The sequence below is a fragment of the Corynebacterium sp. 335C genome (assembly GCF_053525695.1).
On sequence record NZ_JASTTB010000001.1, the window covers coordinates 679,683 to 699,873 of the forward strand.

The 20,191-nt window shown below is 73.3% G+C and carries 13 protein-coding genes; 8 read left to right on the forward strand and 5 right to left on the reverse strand.

The genetic code is table 11. The features are described 5' to 3' along the window. Positions 1–40 precede the first annotated feature (40 nt). Complete coding sequence (locus QQS41_RS02875) at positions 41–892, reverse strand: (2Fe-2S)-binding protein (RefSeq protein ID WP_448851181.1); 852 nt, start codon at positions 890–892, stop codon at positions 41–43. Between the two features lie 274 nt (positions 893–1,166). Here QQS41_RS02875 and QQS41_RS02880 point away from each other — a divergent pair, with 274 nt between their 5' ends. The 3 genes from QQS41_RS02880 to QQS41_RS02890 all read left to right on the forward strand — a co-directional run bounded on the left by QQS41_RS02880 (position 1,167) and on the right by QQS41_RS02890 (position 10,195). Beyond that, a complete protein-coding gene (locus QQS41_RS02880) occupies positions 1,167–2,138 on the forward strand; it encodes a hypothetical protein (RefSeq protein ID WP_448851182.1) in 972 nt (323 codons plus the stop codon). A gap of 140 nt (positions 2,139–2,278) precedes the next feature. Beyond that, entirely contained in the window at positions 2,279–6,304 is a 4,026-nt protein-coding gene (locus tag QQS41_RS02885; RefSeq protein ID WP_448851183.1) for an ABC transporter ATP-binding protein, read from the forward strand. Between the two features lie 168 nt (positions 6,305–6,472). Next, a complete protein-coding gene (locus tag QQS41_RS02890; RefSeq protein WP_448851184.1) occupies positions 6,473–10,195 on the forward strand; it encodes a multifunctional oxoglutarate decarboxylase/oxoglutarate dehydrogenase thiamine pyrophosphate-binding subunit/dihydrolipoyllysine-residue succinyltransferase subunit in 3,723 nt (1,240 codons plus the stop codon). Between the two features lie 939 nt (positions 10,196–11,134). On the opposite strand, the gene QQS41_RS02895 is transcribed toward QQS41_RS02890, so the two are convergent. Beyond that, on the reverse strand, positions 11,135–11,527 hold the full coding sequence (locus tag QQS41_RS02895) for an ArsR/SmtB family transcription factor (protein WP_448851185.1): 393 nt from the start codon (positions 11,525–11,527) through the stop codon (positions 11,135–11,137). 336 nt (positions 11,528–11,863) lie between these two features. Beyond that, positions 11,864–12,730 carry a hypothetical protein gene (locus QQS41_RS02900; RefSeq protein ID WP_448851186.1) on the reverse strand — a complete coding sequence of 289 codons (867 nt, stop codon included), beginning with the start codon at positions 12,728–12,730 and terminating at the stop codon, positions 11,864–11,866. 296 nt (positions 12,731–13,026) lie between these two features. On the opposite strand from QQS41_RS02900, the gene corA reads away from it, so the two are divergent. After that, positions 13,027–14,052 carry a magnesium/cobalt transporter CorA gene (gene corA, locus QQS41_RS02905; RefSeq protein WP_448851187.1) on the forward strand — a complete coding sequence of 342 codons (1,026 nt, stop codon included), beginning with the start codon at positions 13,027–13,029 and terminating at the stop codon, positions 14,050–14,052. Positions 14,053–14,168: 116 nt separating this feature from the next. On the opposite strand, the gene QQS41_RS02910 is transcribed toward corA, so the two are convergent. Further along, positions 14,169–14,648 (reverse strand): general stress protein, encoded by a 480-nt coding sequence (locus QQS41_RS02910; protein WP_448851188.1) that lies wholly within the window; start codon positions 14,646–14,648, stop codon positions 14,169–14,171. Positions 14,649–14,804: 156 nt separating this feature from the next. Between QQS41_RS02910 and QQS41_RS02915 the strand changes: the two genes are divergently transcribed. From QQS41_RS02915 to QQS41_RS02930, 4 genes are all read left to right on the forward strand, one after another. Further along, entirely contained in the window at positions 14,805–16,091 is a 1,287-nt protein-coding gene (locus tag QQS41_RS02915) for a magnesium transporter MgtE N-terminal domain-containing protein (RefSeq protein ID WP_448851189.1), read from the forward strand. Beyond that, positions 16,084–16,644, forward strand: a complete 561-nt coding sequence (locus QQS41_RS02920) for a DUF1003 domain-containing protein (RefSeq protein WP_448851190.1) — start codon at positions 16,084–16,086, stop codon at positions 16,642–16,644. Before QQS41_RS02915 ends, QQS41_RS02920 begins: the two co-directional genes overlap by 8 nt. Positions 16,645–16,849: 205 nt before the next feature. Continuing rightward, entirely contained in the window at positions 16,850–17,983 is a 1,134-nt protein-coding gene (locus tag QQS41_RS02925; protein ID WP_448851952.1) for an Mrp/NBP35 family ATP-binding protein, read from the forward strand. 272 nt (positions 17,984–18,255) lie between these two features. Beyond that, positions 18,256–19,398, forward strand: coding sequence for an NAD(P)H-dependent flavin oxidoreductase (locus QQS41_RS02930; RefSeq protein ID WP_448851191.1), 1,143 nt, complete (start codon positions 18,256–18,258; stop codon positions 19,396–19,398). 160 nt (positions 19,399–19,558) lie between these two features. On the opposite strand, the gene tatB is transcribed toward QQS41_RS02930, so the two are convergent. Beyond that, complete coding sequence (gene tatB / locus QQS41_RS02935; RefSeq protein WP_448851192.1) at positions 19,559–20,137, reverse strand: Sec-independent protein translocase protein TatB; 579 nt, start codon at positions 20,135–20,137, stop codon at positions 19,559–19,561. Positions 20,138–20,191: the final 54 nt, after the last annotated feature.

Below are 20,191 nucleotides of genomic sequence, written 5' to 3' on the forward strand. Positions count from 1 at the left end.
GGGCGCGGACCGGCGCCCACCCGGCGGATCGGCCGGCGGCTCAGCCGGTGGCGGCCATCCAGCCGGCCTCCCGCTCCTCCCGCGGCCGCCGCGGGCACGACGTGCACATGTCCGCCACCGGCGAATGGAAGATCATGCAGCACGACGACCGCACCAGCGCGCACGTTGTGTCCCAGTCCGGCTCCTCCCCCGCCAGCGCCGCCGCCACGTCGCAGTCCTCGACCGCATCCTCCGTGACGTCGGCGAAGCGCGGCGCGGGCATCCGCGCCCCTGCCTCCTCCGCCGCCCCCGCACAGCCCTCCGCCAGCCAGGTGCCGACGGCCACCCCGCGCCACGGCTCCATCAGCTCGTTGCCGATCGCGACGGCCGCCCCCGCCAGCTCATCGCCCAGGATCGCCCACAGCGGCGCGGGACGTACGCCGAACGCCTCCCCGAGTGCCGCGATCGTCGGCTCCAGCCACCGGCCCACGTCCCGGCCATGCGCCCGGACCGCATCGGCGTCGTCGGCGGGGACGTCGCCGACGGTCCCCGTCGCAAAGCCCGGCCAGAAGCCGTCGCGCACGAAGAACCGCGCACCCTCCCACGACGGCCGCGGCGCCGCGTCCTCCAGCAGGATCATCGCCGCCGTCACCCGCAGCCACGCCCCGCACGCCGAGTACCACCACAGCTGCGCGACGTACCGCTCCGCCGAATCGCCGGCCTCCGGCATGGGGAACAGGTCCAGGCCCGGGCGCACCAGCGACGCGACGCCCGCGGGCGTCGTCAGCAGCTCCCCCGTGGCCGCGCCGTCGTGCACCACCGCGTCCGCCGACGCCTCCACGTTCGCGCGCAGCCAGGGGATCTCCGCGACGACGCGGCCGTATTGGGCGGGCAGGCTGGGTTCGGCGTCCATGCCACCAGGGTAGGCGCGGCGGCGGACACGGCCCGGGTGCCGCCCAGACGCTCACGGACCCGTAACAATCGGGGAACACCATTCACCACGGGGCATGTCCGCGGCGCCCGTCGGAATAAGCTGGCCGGGTCATCGCGTTGCACGACGCGACACACCCCCGGCGCGGGAGCCCCGGGCCCCGCCCCGCACCTCCGGCCGCCCACGCGGCCGGACGGACGGGCGGCAGCAGCCCGCCCCGCGTCCCACGAATCACCGCACCCAGGAGGATCCACGCATGTTCGGGCTGTTCGGCAAGGACAAGGACAAGAAGGACGACCAGGCGCAGGCGCCGGGCGAGACCGTCACCGACGCCGTCGCCTCGGACCCGAAGGCGCTGGAGGAGGACGCGGGCATCACCGGCCGCATGCTCATCCGCTCCCTCGACACCGCGATGGGCTGGCAGACCGACATCATCACCGCCTACGTCCGCCAGCTCCGCGCCCGCCACCCGGAGGCCACCCCGGCGGAGCTGCAGGAGCGCATCGACTCCCACTTCATCAACCTGGTCACCGGCACCGGCGGCGCCACCGGCGGCGCGTCCGTCATCCCGGGCATCGGCTTCTTCACCGGCCTCGCCGCCATCGCGGTCGAGTCCCTGTTCTTCCTCGAGGCCGCGGCGTGGCACACCCTCGCCTCCGCCCGCCTGCGCGACATCGACATCGAGCACGACGAGCGCCGCCGCTCCCTCATCCTGGTCACCATCCTCGGTTCCTCCGGCACCGCCGTCGTCGCCGCGACCATCGGCGGCGAGTCCCTGCGCAAGAAGGCCAACCGCGACGTCTCCGCCGGCCTGCTGTCCCGCCTGGGCCTGCCGCAGCTCGGCGGCCTCAACAAGCGCCTGCTGTCCATGGCCCGCAAGCGCGTGATGAAGTCCGCGCGCCTGGCCATCGTCGGCAAGCTCATGCCGATGGGCATCGGCGCCGTCCTCGGCGCCACCGCCAACCGCAAGCTCGCCCGCGGCTTCATCGACAACTCCCGCGCCTCCCTCGGCCCGCTGCCGAAGGACTTCGACGACAACCTGGTCATCGACGAGTCCGACATCGCCGCCGCCAAGGAGGCCGGCGACGAGCCGGAGACCCCGCTGTCCCCGGCCGACTCCGCCCGCCGCGTCAAGGAGGACGCCGAGGCCGGCGCCGAGGACCTGAAGAAGGACATCAAGGACGAGGCCGAGGCCCCGTCCGACGCCGAGGTCAAGGGCGACAAGTAACGCCCCTCCGGCGCACATCCGGCGCCCAACCGGCCGGGCCCGCCCTCCGGATGGGGCCCGCCCCACCGCCTCCGGGCGCCGGCGCCGCCGACCCGGCAAGCGCCGCCGGCCGATGTCGGCCCCGGCGCTACTGTTGGGCCATGGATCGCAGCACCCGCACGCACCGCACCGCCGACCGGCGGCCGGGGTCGATGCGGGTGCTGCTGTCGTATGCGGCCAAGCACCCCGTCGCCCTGCTGCTGGTCGCGCTCACGGGCGTCGGCGTCACCGTCCTGGAGACCGCCGCTCCCCTGCTGACGCGCGACGCCATCGACGCCGCCACCGGCCAGGGCGACGGCGGCGCCGCCGCGGCCTGGCTGCCGTCGATCGCGCCGCTGACGGCGGTGCTCGCCGTCTTCGCCGCCGTCGCCGTCGGCACCTTCGCGCTGCAGGCCGGCCGGCGCCTGTCCGCCGGGGTGCTGTCCCTGTCGGTGCAGCACGACCTGCGGATGCGGCTGCTCGACTCCCTCCAGCGCCTCGACGGCCCGGCGCAGGACCGCGTCCGCACCGGCCAGGTCGTCGCCCGCTCCATCTCCGACCTCAACGCCGTGCAGACGATGCTGGCGATGCTGCCGCTGGCGCTGACCTCCGTCATCCGCATGGTGCTCACCGTCGCGGTGATGCTGGCGATGTCGCTGCCGCTCACCCTCGTCGGCCTCGCCGTCGTCCCCATGGTCGTCGGCGTCGCCGCGAAATCCCGCACCAGCCTCCACGCCGCGACGTGGACGGCGCAGCAGCAGGCGGCGGACGTCGCCACGCACGTGGAGGAGACGGTGACGGGCGTGCGCGTCGTCAAGGCGTTCGCGCAGGAGGAGCGGGAGTCGGCGGCGCTGGAGCGGCTGTCGCGCCGCCTGTTCTCCCTGCGGATGCGCGCCGCCCGGCTCAACGCCCGCTACCAGCCGATCCTGGTGTCGCTGCCCCAGCTGTCGCTCGTCGCGGTCATCGCGCTGGGCGGCTGGCTGGCGCTGCGCGGCGACGTCACCGTCGGCACGTTCGTGGCCTTCGCGACGTACCTGACGACGTTGACCAACCTCTCGCGCATGGTCTCCCGCATGCTCATCTCCGTGCAGCTGGCGGCGGCGAGCGTCGACCGCGTCGCCGACGTCATCGCCACCCGCCCCGACCACGACGATCCGGCCGACCCGCGGCCGGTGCCCGCGGGCCCGCTCGGCGTGCGCTTCACCGGCGTCGGCTGCGACCGCGGCGGGCACGCGGTCCTCGACGGCGTCGACGCGGAGGTCCCCGCCGGCACGACGCTCGCGCTGGTCGGCCCGCCCGGCTCCGGCAAGACGGTGCTGACCCAGCTGATGGGCCGCCACTACGCCGCCGACCGCGGCCGCGTGGAGCTCGTCGGCCCCGCGGGCGCCGTCGACCTGCGCGCCGCCCGCGCCGCCGACGTCCGCCGCGCCGTCGCCGTCGTGCCCGACGAGCCGTTCCTGCACTCCGGCACGCTGTTCGACAACATCGCCATGGGCGCCACCTCGCGCCTGGCGTCCGGGAAACTGAAGGCCCGGGACCTCGAGGCCGCGGTCCTCGCCGCGGCCGCCGACGCCCAGGTCGACTTCGCCGACGACCTCCCCGACGGCTGGCGCACGAACCTCGGCGAGCGCGGCCTCACCCTCTCCGGCGGCCAGCGCCAGCGCATCGCGCTCGCCCGCGCGCTGCTCGCCCGCCCCCGCGTCCTCGTGCTCGACGACGCGACGTCCGCCATCGACGCCGCCACCGAGGCCCGCATCTTCGACGCGCTGCACCGCCGCCGCGGCGACGTCACCGTCATCGCCGTCGCGCACCGCTCCTCCACCCTCGACCTGGCCGATCAGGTGCTCGTGCTTGACGACGGCCGCCCCGCCGGCTCCGGGACCCGCGCCGAGCTCGTGCGCGACCTGCCCGGCTTCGCCGACCTCATGGACCTCTCCGACGAGGAGCGCGCCGCCGCCCGCGCCGCCCACCGGGCCCGCGCGGCCGGAGAGGCGGAGCTGCGGCTCGACGACCCCGGGGCCGCCGAACCCGACCCCGCCCTCCTGTGGCCGGAGCCCGCCGGCGACGACGCGGCCGGGGCGGGCGGGTCCGGCCCCGGGGCGGGCGGCGCCGGTGCCGCGGGCGGCGCGGCAGCCGGGCGGGGCACGTCGTCACGCACCGCGGGCTCCGGCGGCGACGACGGCGCCGACGCCCGCTCCCTGCGCGCCGGCGCGCTCGTCGCCGCGATGCCCCGCGGCGTCGGCCGCGGACGCGGGGGCGGCGGCGGGCGCGGCGGCTCCCTGCAGGCCTCCGCCATGATGGGCCCCGCCACCCCGGAGCTCCTCGAGCGCATCCGCCGCCTGCCCGAGGCCGACGAGGAGCCCCGCGTCGACGCCGACGCCCCCGCGCCCGCCGGCCGGTTCCGGCTGACGCACCTGCTGGCCCGCGTGCGCGGGCTGCTCGTCGCCGTGACGGCGCTGCTCATCGTCTCCGCCGCCGTGGACCTGGCGTTCCCGATGATCATGGGCGCCGTCGTCGACCGCGGCATCGCCGGCCACGATCCGGACGTGCTGCTGTGGGCGTCCCTCGGGGCGCTCGCGCTCGTCGCCGCCGGCTGGGCCGCCACCGCCGCCACCACCGTGCTCACCGCCCGCACCGGCGAACGGCTGCTGTACCTGCTGCGCGTCCGCAGCTTCCGGCACCTGCACCGGCTGTCGCTCGACTACTTCGAGCGCACCCGCTCCGGCCGCATCATGACCCGGATGACCACCGACATCGACGCCCTGTCGTCCTTCCTGCAGACCGGCGTCGCCCAGGGCGTCACCGCCCTGTTCACCCTCCTCGGCGTCGTCCTCATGCTCGTCGCCACCGACGCGCAGCTGGCGCTCGTGCCGCTGGCGGCGCTGCCCGCCATCGTGCTGACCACCCTGGTGTTCCGCCGCTACTCCTCCCGGCTCTACGGCGCCGCCCGCGAATGCGTCAGCGACGTCAACGCCGACTTCCAGGAGGCCATCGCCGGCCTGCGCGCCAACCAGATGCACCACCGCACCGCCGCCGTCGCCGCCGGCCTGAACCGCGGGTCCCGCCGCTACCGCCGGCTGCGCATCCGCGCCCAGGCCGCCGTCGCCCTGTTCTTCCCCGGCATCGCGCTCGTCGCCGATCTCACCATGGTCGCCGTCCTCGCCGTCGGCGCCGCCCAGATCGCCGACGGCGGCGCGACCGCCGGCGTCCTCGTCGCCTTCACCCTCTACCTGGGCATGCTCTTCGGCCCCATCCAGCACCTCTCCCAGGTCTTCGACGGCTACCAGCAGGCCCGCGTCGGCCTCGACCGCATCGCCGACCTCCTGGCCACCCGCCCCTCCGTCGCCGACGACGGCGTGGAGCCCGGGGCGGGCCGCGCCGCCGCCGGGGAGCTCGCCCTCGACCACGTCGGCTTCGGGTACGGCGACGACGACCGCGGCGTCCTCGACGACCTCGACCTGACCATCCACCCGGGCGAGACCGTCGCGCTCGTCGGCGCCACCGGCGCCGGGAAGTCCACCGTCGTCAAGCTCCTCGCGCGCTTCCACGACCCGCGCACCGGAACCGTCCGCGCCGGCGGACGCGACATCCGCTCCTTCCCGCTCGCCGACTGGCGGCGGCAGCTCGGCTACGTGCCGCAGGAGGCGCACCTGTTCGCCGGCACCATCGCCGACAACATCGCCTACGGCTCCCCCGGCGCCACCCCCGCCGAGATCACCGCCGCCGCACGCCGCGTCGGCGCCCTCACCGCCATCGCCGCCATCCCCGGCGGCTTCACCCGGCACATCGGCGAACGCGGCCTCGGCCTGTCCTCCGGGCAGCGCCAGCTCATCGCCCTGGCGCGCGCGGAAATGGCCGATCCACCGGTGCTTTTGCTGGATGAAGCGACCGCGACGCTCGACCCCGCGACCGAACGCGCGATCCTCGCCGCCTCCGAGCGCGCGGCCCGCCGGCGCACCGCCGTCATCGTCGCCCACCGCCTCGCCACCGCCGCCCGCGCCGACCGCATCATCGTGCTGGACGGAGGGCGGATCATCGAGCAGGGCACCCACGCGGAATTGACGGGGGCGGCGGGTGCCTACGCCGAACTGTGGCACACGTACCATGGACGGCGTGCGCCCGTGGAAGGACGGGCGGAATCCGGTTAGTCTGGTGTGACACCAGTGGGGTGGTAACCCCCGTTCACGCCCCGGCCCCGGCCCCTCACCCGGGGGCCACGGGCCGCGGCCGCTGGACACGTCACCCACCTCGCCGGCGCGACAAACGCCACCGACGACAAATCTGATGACGAACACGAAATGAGGCGAGTACCTGCCGTGAGCAGCGACATGAGCTTCGGCCAGAACGAATGGCTGGTCGACGAGATGTTCCAGCAGTTCAAGAAGGATCCCGAGTCCGTTGGCAAGGAATGGCGGGATTACTTCTCCACCAACGCCTCGGGCGCCGACGTGGCCGCCAGCAGCGCCCCGGCCGGGACCTCCGCCCCCACGGCTCCCGCCGACGCCGCGCCGATGGCCAAGCGCGCCGCCGCCACCAAGGAGGAGGCCGCCGCCACCGGCAAGCGCCCCTCCAAGGGCCCCGAGCCGACCAAGACCCCGCAGGCCCCCGTGCCCACCAAGGCGAAGAAGTCGCCGATGGAGAAGGCGGCCGCCGCGGAGCAGCCGGAGGCCAACGAGGAGGCCATGCGCGGCGTCGCCAAGGCGATCGCCAAGAACATGGACATCTCCCTGGAGATCCCGACGGCGACGTCGGTCCGCGACATGCCGGCCCGCCTGCTGTTCGAGAACCGCTCCCTCATCAACGATCAGCTGCAGCGCTCCCGCGGCGGCAAGATCTCCTTCACCCACCTCATCGGCTACGCCATGGTGAAGGCCGTCATGATCCACCCGGGCATGAACAACTCCTACGCGGTCAAGGACGGCAAGCCGACCCTGGTCACCCCGGAGCACATCAACCTGGGCCTGGCCATCGACATGCAGAACAAGGACGGCTCCCGCTCCCTCGTCGTCGCCGCCATCCGCGAGTGCGAGAACCTGTCGTTCCGCGAGTTCGTCGACGCCTACGAGGACATCGTCGTCCGCGCCCGCAACGGCAAGCTGACCGGCAAGGACTTCCAGGGCGTCACCATCTCCCTGACCAACCCGGGCGGCATCGGCACCCGCCACTCCGTGCCCCGCCTCACCAAGGGCCAGGGCGCGATCATCGGCGTCGGCTCCATGGACTACCCGGCCGAGTTCGCCGGCGCGTCCGCCGACCGCCTCGCCGACCTCGGCGTCGGCAAGCTGGTGACCATCACCTCCACCTACGACCACCGCATCATCCAGGGCGCGGAGTCCGGCGAGTTCCTGCGCACCATGAGCCAGCTCATGGTCGACGACAAGTTCTGGGACGACGTCTTCGACTCCATGAAGGTGCCCTACACCCCGGTGCGCTGGGCGCAGGACATCCCGAACACGGGCGTCGACAAGAACACCCGCGTCATGCGGCTCATCGAGTCCTACCGCATGCGCGGCCACATGCTGGCCGACACCGATCCGCTGCAGTTCGACCACCCGAACATCGTCACCCCGGATCACCGCGACCTCGACATCGCCACCCACGGCCTGTCCCTGTGGGACTACGACCGCACGTTCAACGTCGGCGGCTTCGGCGGCAAGGAGCAGATGACGCTGCGCGAGGTGCTGTCGCGCCTGCGCAACGCCTACTGCCTCAAGGTCGGCACCGAGTACATGCACATCCTCGACGCCGACGAGCGCGAGTGGCTGCAGGACCGCCTCGAGGGCGGCCAGCCCCGCCCGACCCACGCCGAGCAGAAGTACATCCTGCAGAAGCTCAACGCCGCCGAGGCCTTCGAGAACTTCCTGCAGACCAAGTACATCGGCCAGAAGCGCTTCTCCCTCGAGGGCGCCGAGTCCCTCATCCCGATGATGGACGCCGCCATCGACACCGCCGCCGGCCAGGGCCTCGACGAGGTCGTCATCGGCATGCCGCACCGCGGCCGCCTCAACGTGCTGGCCAACATCGTCGGCAAGCCGCTGTCCCAGATCTTCACCGAGTTCGAGGGCAACATGGACCCGGCGCAGGCCGGCGGCTCCGGCGACGTGAAGTACCACCTCGGCACCACCGGCACGCACCTGCAGATGTTCGGCGAGGGCGAGATCGACGTCACCCTGACGGCGAACCCGTCCCACCTCGAGGCCGTCAACCCGGTCGTCGAGGGCCTCGCCCGCGCGAAGCAGGACATGCTGAACCAGGGCGCCGAGAACTACTCCGTCATGCCGCTGCTGCTGCACGGCGACGCGTCCTTCGCCGGCCTGGGCATCGTCCAGGAGACCCTGAACCTGATGAACCTCCGCGGCTACAAGGTCGGCGGCACGGTGCACATCGTGGTGAACAACCAGATCGGCTTCACCACCTCCCCGGATTCGGGCCGCTCCTCCTACTACTCCACCGACATCGCGAAGACCTACGGCTGCCCGGTCTTCCACGTCAACGGCGACGACCCCGAGGCCGTCGTCTGGGTCGCCCAGCTGGCCGTCGAGTACCGCAACCGCTTCGGCAAGGACGTCTTCATCGACCTCGTCTGCTACCGCCGCCGCGGCCACAACGAGGCCGACGACCCGTCGATGACCCAGCCGCTGATGTACGACGTCATCGACAACAAGGAGGGCGTCCGCGCCCAGTACACCGAGGACCTCATCGGCCGCGGCGACCTCTCCGAGGAGGAGGCCGAGGCCGCCCGCCGCGACTTCCACGACCAGATGGAGGCCGTCTTCAACGAGGTCCGCCGCAGCGAGGGCGCCAAGCCGGGCGAGCAGACCGGCATCGCCGGCTCCCAGCCGCTGCCGCACGGCCTGAAGACCAACATCGCGAAGGCCGACCTCGTCGAGATGGGCGAGTACTACGTGAACCCGCCGGAGGGCTTCACCATCCACCAGCGCGTGCGCCCCGTCGCGAAGAAGCGCGCCCAGATGGTCAAGGAGGGCGGCGTCGACTGGGCCATGGCCGAGCTCCTCGCCTTCGGCTCCCTCGCCGCCGAGGGCCGCACCGTCCGCCTCGCGGGCGAGGACTCCCGCCGCGGCACCTTCACGCAGCGCCACGCCGTCATGGTCGACCCGGAGACGGCGGCCGAGTACAACCCGATGCACCAGTACGCCGAGGACAAGGGCAACGGCGGCCGGTTCAACACCTACAACTCGGCGCTGACCGAGTTCGCCGGCATGGGCTTCGAGTACGGCTACACCCTGGGCAACCCGGACGCCGTCGTCGCGTGGGAGGCGCAGTTCGGCGACTTCGCCAACGGCGCGCAGACCATCATCGACCAGTACGTCTCCTCCGGCGAGGCGAAGTGGGGCCAGACCTCCAAGCTGATCCTGCTGCTGCCGCACGGCTACGAGGGCCAGGGCCCGGACCACTCCTCCGCCCGCATCGAGCGCTTCCTGCAGCTGTGCGCCGAGGGTTCCTTCACCGTCGCCCAGCCGTCCGACCCGGCGAACTACTTCCACCTGCTGCGCCGCCACATCCTGTCGGACCTGCACCGCCCGCTGGTGGTGTTCACCCCGAAGTCGATGCTGCGCAACAAGGCCGCCGTGTCCCCGGTCGAGGACTTCACCGAGAAGTCGAAGTTCCAGTCCGTGCTCGACGACCCGACGTTCGCCGACGGCAAGGGCAAGGACAAGGTCAAGAAGCTGCTCTTCTGCTCCGGCAAGCTCTACTGGGAGCTCGCCGCGAAGAAGGAGAAGGAGGGCCACGACGACGTCGCGATCATCCGCATCGAGATGCTCCACCCGGTGCCGTTCAACCGCCTGCGGGACGTCTTCAAGACGTACCCGAACGCGGAGGACGTCCGCTGGGTCCAGGACGAGCCGGCCAACCAGGGCCCGTGGCCGTTCCTGGCGCTGAACCTGCCGGAGTACCTGCCGGAGATGCCGAAGATCAAGCGCGTCTCCCGCCGCGCCCAGTCCTCCACCGCCACCGGCGTGGCGAAGGTCCACCAGATGGAGCAGAAGGCGCTCCTCGAGGAGGCCTTCGCGGACTAGCGTCCGCGTGCCGGGCCGGTGCATCGCGCCGGCCCGGGCGCCGGGCTTCCGGCCCGGCCGAGCATCCGGCCCGGCCGGGCTCCGGACCTTCGACGGCCCCGTCCCCGCATCGCGCGGGGGCGGGGCCGTCCCGCGTTTTCCTGGGATTCGGGAGCTCTGCGCGTCCTCCGCCGGCCCCGCGCGCTTCAGTCCCCGCCGCTCAGGACCGACCTGGACGTACTTCGCCTTCCCACGCGGTCCCCCGCGGCCCCTCGCGGCCAACCTGGACGTACTTGGCCTCCCCACGCGGCGAACCTGGACGTACCTAGCCCGACCTGGACGTACTTCTACCTAGGTCCAGGTTCGGCTAACTGGGTCCAGGTTGGCGAGCCGCTGGGGCCAACTACGTCCAGGTTGCAGGGCCGCCGGCCCCAAGTACGTCCGCCTTCCGCGGGTGCTCGCCGCAGAGGACCTCCAGGTCGCCCGTCGGCGTCGCGACCGGGTCGTTTCGCCCCCGTCCCGCACGGCGCGCTCACGGCCAGACCCACTTCCGGCCGTTGAGACCCAGTTAGAACAGGGTCGGAATGGCCGGAAGTGGGTCTGGCGGCAATGGAGGCGTCGCCAACGGGGTCCACACGACCCGCTCCCGCACACAAGCGCCCGCGGAAGACCCCTCCCCGCGCACAAGCGCCCCCACAAAAGATGCCGCCCTCCCCTGGTGCGGGGAGGGCGGCGGGGTCCGGTGCCACGGGGTGGTGCGGCACCGGAAGTTCGTGTGGTCTGCGGGCCGCGGGATGACGGCGGGCGGCGAACGCCGGTGGTTATTCCGCGGGACACGCTCACGCATGGTCCCGGGGTTTGCAGGTCGGGCGGCGAACCGGGGGTGATGACCGCCGGGCGGCCCAAGCTCGGCGGGCCGAATCCGACCCGGCCGACCCGGCCGGCCGTCCCGATCCGCCCCTACCGCCGGTGCGGCGGGAACGTGTCGTCGACGGTGTGCGACGCCTGGTACAGCGCCTGGACGACGAGCTCGGACGCGTGGTCGTCGAGCAGCCGGTAGAAGACGCGGGTGCCCTCCTGGCGGGCGGCGACCATGCGGGCCATGCGCAGCTTCGCCAGGTGCTGGGAAACGCTGGTCGGGGTCTTGCCGACGCGCTTCGCCAGCTCGCCGACGGGAAGTTCGCCCTCGCGGAGGATGAGCACGATCCGCACGCGGGTCGGATCGGCCAGCATGGAGAAGACCTCGACGGCGGCGTCGATGTACGGCGACGCCTCACCCACCTCGGTGCGGCGGTGCTCGGCGTGCACTCCGTCCTCGTGGTGGTCGGTGTAATGCTCGGGGGCGAACGTCATGCCCGGAACACTATCACGGTGAACGTAGGTTCCCTTAAGGGGATTCACGATGGATCCCCTACCCGGACCGACACGGGCATTCCTGGACCGATTCGGAAATCATGCACGCATTTGCCCCTCCCGCGCGCGTCCGCTGCCAGGAATGTTGTGGAACTGCGCAAACGCCCCGATCGGTGGTCAGGTGTTGCGTGACGACGCTCCCCGCACCGCCCGCACGCCGCCCTCCGCACGCTCGGCGGCACGGCGCCGGAGGCGTTCGGATGCCCGCCCGGGCATCGCCCCGAATGGGGTTGACGCCGCCCGCGAGGCGCGCGAGCCGCGGACGGCACGCACCGGCTAGCCCGTCGTGAAGCGCGACGTCTCCAGCCACTTGCGGGCGAGGTCGGCGGCGGGCTCGGCGCCCGGCTCCGCGACGGCCTTCGTCAGCTCCCTGACCTCCTTCGTGGAGATGGAGCCCGCGATGCGGTTGAGCACCTCGACGCGGTCGCGGCGGTCCAGCGCCGGCTTCCGGTAGAAGGGCACGAGGTGGCGCGGCAGGGCCGCCGCGATCTCCAGGTCCGAGGAGTCGGGGCCGAGCGGGGCGACGCCCACCGGGGCACCCGCCCCCTCCCCCTCCGGGGCGCCGGCCGGGGCGTCGGGCGCGGGGGCCGGGGAGGGCACGTCGTCACGCATCCCCCCGAACGCCGCGCCTTCGGCGGACGCGTTGCGCGCGTCGTCGAGCCACGCGCACGCCTGCGCATTCGACGGGTCGGTGGCCATGAGGTCGCCCGGCAGGGCGGCGGACATCGCGCCGTAGACGCGGTCGCGCCACTCCGGCGACAGGGCCTTCCCCGGGTCCTCGTCGGCCTGGTACTCGATGGCCAGCTGCAGCGCCGTCTCCCGGTCCATGAGGACCAGCAGCTCGCCGGTGCAGCCGAACGACATCGTCGCGGAACCGGAGCGCACGGCGTCGACGCGCATCTCCAGGGGCACGTCCAGGCGGGTGGAGGCGTCGCGGCCGACGCGGGCGAAGCCGCCGGCGTAGACCTCCGCCAGCGCCGTCTGCTCCGGCAGCTTGCCATCGGCGGCGACGACCACGGGCTCGGTCTGGGAGGACGGCTCGACGGGCATCGGCTCGCGCACCGCGTCGATGCCGGCGCCCCCGCCGCACGCCGCGAGCGTCAGCGCCGACGCGGTGACGGCGGCCGTCGCAACGCGGCGCACCGACCCCGCCGAAGCGAAGCCCGCGTCACCCGCCGCCGCGTCCCCCGACCCGGCCCCGCGGCCCGCGCCATGTCGTACGATGTGCCCGACCAACGGACGACGCCCGCCGCGCCGCCGAAGCCGCCCATGGTCCGCACGCGCCACCGCGTCCCGTCCCTTCCCCCGCCGCCCCGCCCGCGGCCGGCGGGTCCAGGGACGGCCGGTGTGTCCGTCCTGCGGCCGGCGGCTGCGCGCCGGCCCGTCTCCCGCCCCAGGCTACCGGCCCCGGGCGACCCGCCCGACCAGGAGGCCCGCGCATGTTCCCGACGCCCCGCCACGTCTCCGAGGCGACCCGCGACTGCTCCGTGTACGTCGACGGCCACCGCGTCCCCGGCGAATTCGACCACCACACGGCCCTGCGGTACGTCCGCGACCGCGGCGAGGGATTCGTGTGGCTGTCGCTGGCCCGGCCGAACCCGACGCAGATGGACGAGGTCGCGGAGGTCTACGGCCTCCACGAGCTGACGGTGGAGGACGCGACGACGCTGCGGCAGCGCCCCAAGGTGGAGGTCCACGACGACCACCTGGTGTTCGTGCTGCGCTCCATCGAGTACTCGGAGGAGGGCCTCGGCGGCGACGAGAACGAGAAGATCCGCTCGGGCCAGCTGCTGATGGTCATCGGGCGGGACTACATCATCACGATCCGGCAGAGCGTCGGGAAGTCCGACATCGTGCGGCTGCAGGAGCGGGTCGACGCGGACCCGGATCTCATCCGCCCGGGGCCGTCGGGCGTGCTGTGGGCGCTGACCGACATGATCGTCGACAACTACCTGCGCGTCGCGAAGTCGCTGGAGGAGATGGTCGAGGACATGGAGGACGACGTCTTCCAGCCGAAGGACGTCACGGACATCGAGGACATCTACATCCTCAAGCGCGAGATCCTGGAGATGCGCCACGCCATCGCGCCCCTGACGGCCGCGCTGCGGCGGTTGCTGGAGCTGCGCGCCCCGCTGATGCCGAAGCAGGTCCGCCGCTACCTGGGCGACGTCCTGGACCACCAGCTCGTCGCCGCCGACCTGGTCACCGGCTTCGACTCCCGCCTGTCGTCCCTCATCGACGCCGCGGCGGTGAAGATCTCGCTGCAGCAGAACACGGACATGCGCACCATCTCCGCCTACGCCGCCATCCTGGCGGTGCCGACGGCGCTGGCGGGCATCTACGGCATGAACTTCGACTTCATGCCGGAGCTGCACTGGAAGTGGGGCTACTTCACGGTGCTGGCGCTGATGATGATCATCGTCGCCGTGCTGGTCTGGCTGCTGCGCCGCAACAAGTGGCTGTAGCGGCGTTCGCATCCCCGTTCGCGTGACGACGGCCCGGGCCCGGGGTCGATGCCCCCGGCCCGGGCCGTCGCCGTCCCGCCCGCGCGCGGCGCGCGCCGCGGACGCGCGGGTACGCGCTACCGGATGTTCTGGCGGGCGAGGAAGTCGCGCGCCTGCTCCGCGGAGCGCGGGTTGCACAGCACGTCGTACCGCCCGGCGACGATCTGGGTCGTCGACGCGAAGTCGCGGCGCCCGTTCTGCATGGCGTAGGGGATCGCGGCGGCGATGATGCCGAAGAGCGCGCCGGCGACGACGCCCGTGATGAGCGGCGGCAGCCACGCCTCCGTGAACAGGCCGACGAGCAGGCCGAAGAACAGGCCCAGCCACATGCCGTACAGCACGCCGCCGCCGAGGACCTTGCCCCAGGTGAGGCGACCGACGACGCGCTCGACCTGCATGAGGTCGACGCCGACGATGGTGACGTCCTCCACCGGGAAGCCGTCCAGGTCGCTGAGCGCGTCGACGGCGCGCTGCGCCTTCTCGTAGTTGTCGAAGCTGCCGACGGGCCAGCCCTCCGGCGGGGCAGGCATCCGGGACGTGTCGTTGCGGGCGGCCATGGCCGTACCCCTTCCACTCGATGAGTCGTCTACTACCCCCTCCAACGTGCGCGGACGCCGTTTTGTTCCCGCGACAGCACCATCGCCGCGGCGGGTCCCGTCGCAAAGCTCCTCCCCCGCCCGCGTGCGCGGATCCCCGGCCGTAGAATCGCGTTCATGACGATTTCCCGCGTGTACGTCGGCCGCCTCGCCGGAATGCCGGTGCGCGACCCCGACGGCGACACCATCGGGCGCGTCCGCGACGTCGTCATCCGCCTCCGCCCCTCCGGCGCGCCGACCCGCGCGCTGGGCCTGGTGGTGCAGATGACCGACAAGCGCCGCGTGTTCCTCCCCATCCTCCGCGTCGCCGCGTTCGAGCCGCACGAGGTGCTGCTGACCACCTCCACCGTCTCGATGCGCCAGTTCCGCACCCGCCCCGGCGAGATGACGGTCATCGGCGACCTCGTCGGCATGAAGGTGCAGGTCGACGACCCCGACCTGGAGCACCTGCACGGCGTGCCGCAGGAGATCACCGACCTGGAGCTCGAGCGCACCCGCACCCGCGACTGGGTCGCCTCCCGCGTCGCCGCGCTCGGCCCGAAGAAGGGCCTGCGCGGCCGCCGCACCATGACCGAGGTGGAGTGGAAGCACGTCCACGGCCTCGGCGCCGACACCGCGCCCGTCTCCGCCGACGCGGAGCTCATCGCGGAGTTCCACGAGATGCGCCCCGCCGACGTCGCCAACGCCATGGCCGACCTGCCGGCGGAGCGCCGCCGCCGCATCGCCGCCGCCATGGACGACGTGCTGCTTGCCGACATCATCCAGGAGCTGCCGGACGACGACCAGACGGAGCTGCTGGAGGACCTGACCATCGAGCGCGCCGCCGACATCCTCGAGGAGATGGACCCCGACGACGCCGCGGACCTGCTGCACGAGCTGGACACCGACCGCGCCGACGTCCTCCTGGAGCTGATGGCGCCCGAGGAGTCGCAGACCCTGCGCCGCCTGATGGACCACGCCCCCGACTCGGTCGGCGGCCTCATGACGTCGGAGCCGCTCATCCTCCAGCCCACCACCACCGTGGCGGAGGCCCTGGCGCACTGCCGCGACCCGCAGCTGCCGCCGTCGCTGTCCTCCATGGTCTTCGTCGTCCGCCCGCCGACGGCCACCCCGACCGGCAAGTACCTCGGCTGCGTCCACCTGCAGAAGCTGCTGCGCGAACCCCCGTCGACGCAGATCGGCGGCATCCTCGACCCGGACCTGCCGCCGCTGCACGCGGAGGACGACCACGAGACGGCCGCCCGCTACTTCGCCACCTACAACCTCGTCTGCGGCCCGGTGCTCGACGACCAGCGCCACCTGCTCGGCGCCATCGCCGTCGACGACCTGCTGGACCACATGCTGCCGGAGGACTGGCGCGAGGACGGCATCCGACCCGGCGAGGAGGACACCCGCCATGGCTGACCACATCGACGAGCGCCGCGACCACGCCGGCCGCCTGGACCTGGGCACCCCCGTCACCGGCGCGAAGCGCCGCAAGCTCATCGACTTCGACGGCGACCGCTTCGTCGAGATCGCCGAGCGCGTCGCCCGCTTCCTGGGCACCGGCAAGTACCTGGCGTTCCAGACCATCATCGTCGTCGTCTGGATCGCGCTGAACGTCGGCGGCTGGGCGTGGTCCTGGGACCCGTACCCGTTCATCCTGCTGAACCTGGCGTTCTCCACCCAGGCCGCCTACGCCGCGCCGCTCATCCTGCTGGCCCAGAACCGGCAGGAGGACCGCGACCGCGCCCTGGCCGCGGAGGACCGCCGCCGCGCCGCGGAGACGAAGGCCGACACCGAGTTCCTCGCCCGCGAGATCGCCGGCGTCCGCGCCGCCGTCGGCGACGCCGTCACCCGCGACTACCTCCGCCGCGAGCTCGACGACCTCACCGACGTGCTGCACCGCATCGAGGAGAAGCTGTACGAGGCCGACGACCGCGACCGGGATCGCGACCGGGACCGCGAGCGCGACTGACGCCGCCGCCCGCGCGCGCCCGCGCGCCCGCGTGACGACGGGCCCCGCCCGCGGCATCCCCGCCGTGCGCGGCGCACATGGGCCGCGCCGCCGCGCGGGTCCCGTCGTCAAGCACCCCCGCGACATCGGCGATGAACGCCATTACCCGCAGGCAAGGGCATGGTTAGTACTGGTCGGCGGGGGTAGGGCGCTAGGATTGGCCGTGATGTCAACGATTACTGAAGCCCAGGTCCGGACCGCCCTCGCACAGGTCGAGGATCCCGAGGTCAGGCGCCCCATCACCGAGATCGGCATGGTCAAGTCCATCGACATCTCGGACAACGACGACGTGGCGGTGGACATCTACCTCACCATCGCCGGCTGCCCGATGAAGAACACCCTCATCGAGCGCACCGAGGAAGCGCTGAAGGGGATCGACGGCGTCGGCGCCGTCACCGTCGGCACCGACGTGATGAACGACGAGCAGCGCAAGGCGTTCCGCGACGCCGTCCGCGGCTCCTCCGCCGACCCGGTGATCCCGTTCGCCCAGGCCAACAGCACCACCCGCGTGTTCGCGGTGGCGTCGGGCAAGGGCGGCGTCGGCAAGTCCTCCGTCACCGTCAACCTCGCCGCCGCGCTGGCGGCGAAGGGCCTGGCAGTCGGCGTGCTCGACGCCGACGTCTACGGCCACTCCGTGCCGCACATGATGGGCTCGACGGACAAGCCGCACCAGGTCGACGACATGATCATGCCGCCGCAGGCGCACGGCGTGTCGCTCATCTCCATCGGCCACTTCGTCGACGACAACGCGCCGGTGGTGTGGCGCGGCCCGATGCTGCACCGCGCCATCCAGCAGTTCCTCGCGGACGTGTTCTGGGGCGACCTGGACGTGCTGCTGTTCGACCTGCCGCCGGGAACGGGCGACGTCGCCATCTCGGTGTCGCAGCTGGTGCCGAACGCGGAGCTCCTCATCGTCACCACCCCGCAGATGGCGGCCGCGGAGGTCGCCGAGCGCGCCGGCACCATCTCCGCGCAGACGCGCCAGCGCATCGCGGGCGTCATCGAGAACATGTCGTGGATGGAGATGCCCGACGGCTCGAAGATGGAGCTCTTCGGCTCCGGCGGCGGCGAGGTCGTCTCGCGCCGCCTGACCCGCCTGACGGGCTCCGAGGTGCCGCTGCTGGGCCAGGTGCCGCTGGACGTGCGCCTGCGCGAGGGCGGCGACGCCGGCACGCCCATCGTCCTGTCGGAGCCGGAGTCCGGCGCCGGCGCGGCGCTGCGCGCCATCGCCGACAAGCTGTACGTGCGCCGCGAGTCCCTCGCGGGCAAGTCCCTGGGGCTCGGCGTCACGCGCAGGTAATCCTCCCCGTCGTCCGCTTCATTGCCTGACGACGTCCACCGCCCCGGCCGGGCGCCCTCCGCGCACCGGCCGGGGCGGTTTTCCGTGCGTGGCGGCGCGCGCGGGGCCATCCGGGGCCGGGGGACGGAAGCACCCCGGCGCCTGCCTGGCCAAGCGCCGGAAGCACCCCGACGCCTGCGCGGCCAAGTCTCGGACCTGGTCGTTTCCCCTCCCTGCGCAATCGCGAGGGGGTGTCGCTGATGCGGCGGGCCGGGCACGCTACCGTCGGAGTCATGACCGACACCCACGGACTGCCCACCGACTTCGACGACGACGCCGAGGCCTTCGCGTCCGTCGACACCGCCGCGGCCCGCACGCCCCTGCCGGGCCGCCTCGAGCGCCCGCTGCCGCTGGTCGGCGCCCCCATGGCCGGTGGCCCCACCACCCCCGGGCTCGTCGCCGCGGTCACGCGCGCCGGCGGGCTGGGCATGCTCGCCGCGGGCTACCTCTCCCCCGCCGCGCTCGGCGACGCCATCGCCGCCACCCGCGACCTGCTGGGCGACTTCCCCTTCGGCGTCAACGTCTTCGTCCCCGGCGAGGACTCCCCGGGCGGCTGGGCGGAGTACCGCGACCGCCTCGCGGACGCCTTCCCCGGCGTCGATCTGCCGACGCTGCCGGAGTGGTCCGACGACGGCTACCAGGACAAGATCGCGCTGCTCACCGGCCTGGACCGGCCCGTCGACCTGGTGACCTTCACCTTCGGACTGCCCGCCGTCTGCGACGTGGAGCGCCTGCACCAGGCCGGCTCCCTGGTCGGCGTGACGGTGACGAACGCCGGCGACGCCCGCGCGGCGGCCGACACCGGCGCGGACGTCGTCGTCGCCCAGGGCGCCGGCGCCGGCGGCCACCAGTCGACCTTCGCCGTCGGCGCGGACGCCCCGGAGGCGGAGACCGCCGAGGTCGTCGCCGCCGTCGCCGGGGCCGTCGACGTGCCCGTCATCGCCGCCGGCGGCGTCTGCTGCCGGCGGGACGCCGCCGCGCTCATCGAGGCGGGGGCGTCGGCGGTGGCCGTCGGCACGCTGCTGCTGACGGCGGAGGAGGCCGGCACCCGCCCCGCCCACCGCGAGGCGCTGCTGGCCGGCGACCGCCCGACGGTGATGACGCGCTGCTTCTCCGGCCGCCCCGCCCGCGCCCTGGCCAACGCGTTCACCGACGCGCATGACGACGCCGCCCCGGCGGCCTACCCGCACGTCCACTACCTGACGTCGCCCATCCGCACGGCCGCGGGCGCCGAGGGCGACGCGGAAAACATCAACCTCTGGGCCGGCACCGGCTACCGCGGCTGCTCGGAGGCCCCGGCCGCCGAGATCCTGGCCTCCCTCGACCCGGCGCCGGTGCTGAGCGGCGAGGCCGACGAGCACGACCACCACCACTAGCTCCCGCGGCTCCGCCGCATCCGACGGGGCGCGCACATGACGAGGGCCCCGGCCGGAATCCCATCCGGCCGGGGCCCGTCGTCATGTCATTCGCGGGGCCCGCGTCAGGCGCGGCTACGGCTGCGGTCCCGCGTTCCGCGTTCCGCAGCTGCGGCCGCGGCTACAGCACGTCGTCGCTGACCCAGCTGGATCCGCCGGGGTCGCCGTGGCGCTCTCCCTGCTGCACCGGGCGGGCGGTGCCCTGCGCGGCGTCGGAGCCGGCGCCCTCGCGGCGGGCGCGGGCGGCGTCCTGGCCGCGGGAGACCATGTCCGCCGACTGGCGGGCCCGATCCTGGGCGGCCGCCGCGGAGTTCGCCGAACCCGGGGCCGCGGAACCGGACTTCCCGGCGCCCGCCGCCTTCGCGGCCGCGGCGCCCGCGGCGCCACCGCCGCCGGCGAGCGGCTTGCCCGTCAGCAGGTCGAGGTAGGTGTCGTCGTTGTCGAACAGCGTGCGGGCGATGGCCGTCTTCGGGTTCAGCCGGCGCAGGTCGCCGAGCTCGCCGAGGGGCTTGCGGAACTCCTCCAGCTCGTCCTTGAACTCGCCGTCGAGGCTCTCCCGGGCATTCGCGATCGCCTGGCGGGCGGCCTCCACCCAGACCCGCAGGTCCTGGATGAGCTTCGGAAGCCGCTCCGGCCCGATGAGGATCAGGCCCACGATGAGGAGGAGGATGATTTCCCCCCAGCCGACGTTGGAGAACACGCCGAACACCTTAGTCCGCCGCCCGCGCCGCCGCAGTCCCCGGGTCGGGACTCC

Coding starts and splice junctions, on each gene's coding strand:
- QQS41_RS02925 (WP_448851952.1), top strand. CDS start 16,850: ATGTCAACGATTACTGAAGCCCAGGTCCGGACCGCCCTCGCACAGGTC.
- QQS41_RS02885 (WP_448851183.1), top strand. CDS start 2,279: ATGGATCGCAGCACCCGCACGCACCGCACCGCCGACCGGCGGCCGGGG.
- QQS41_RS02895 (WP_448851185.1), bottom strand. CDS start 11,527: ATGACGTTCGCCCCCGAGCATTACACCGACCACCACGAGGACGGAGTG.
- QQS41_RS02875 (WP_448851181.1), bottom strand. CDS start 892: ATGGACGCCGAACCCAGCCTGCCCGCCCAATACGGCCGCGTCGTCGCG.
- QQS41_RS02910 (WP_448851188.1), bottom strand. CDS start 14,648: ATGGCCGCCCGCAACGACACGTCCCGGATGCCTGCCCCGCCGGAGGGC.
- QQS41_RS02930 (WP_448851191.1), top strand. CDS start 18,256: ATGACCGACACCCACGGACTGCCCACCGACTTCGACGACGACGCCGAG.
- QQS41_RS02915 (WP_448851189.1), top strand. CDS start 14,805: ATGACGATTTCCCGCGTGTACGTCGGCCGCCTCGCCGGAATGCCGGTG.
- QQS41_RS02920 (WP_448851190.1), top strand. CDS start 16,084: ATGGCTGACCACATCGACGAGCGCCGCGACCACGCCGGCCGCCTGGAC.
- QQS41_RS02880 (WP_448851182.1), top strand. CDS start 1,167: ATGTTCGGGCTGTTCGGCAAGGACAAGGACAAGAAGGACGACCAGGCG.
- corA (WP_448851187.1), top strand. CDS start 13,027: ATGTTCCCGACGCCCCGCCACGTCTCCGAGGCGACCCGCGACTGCTCC.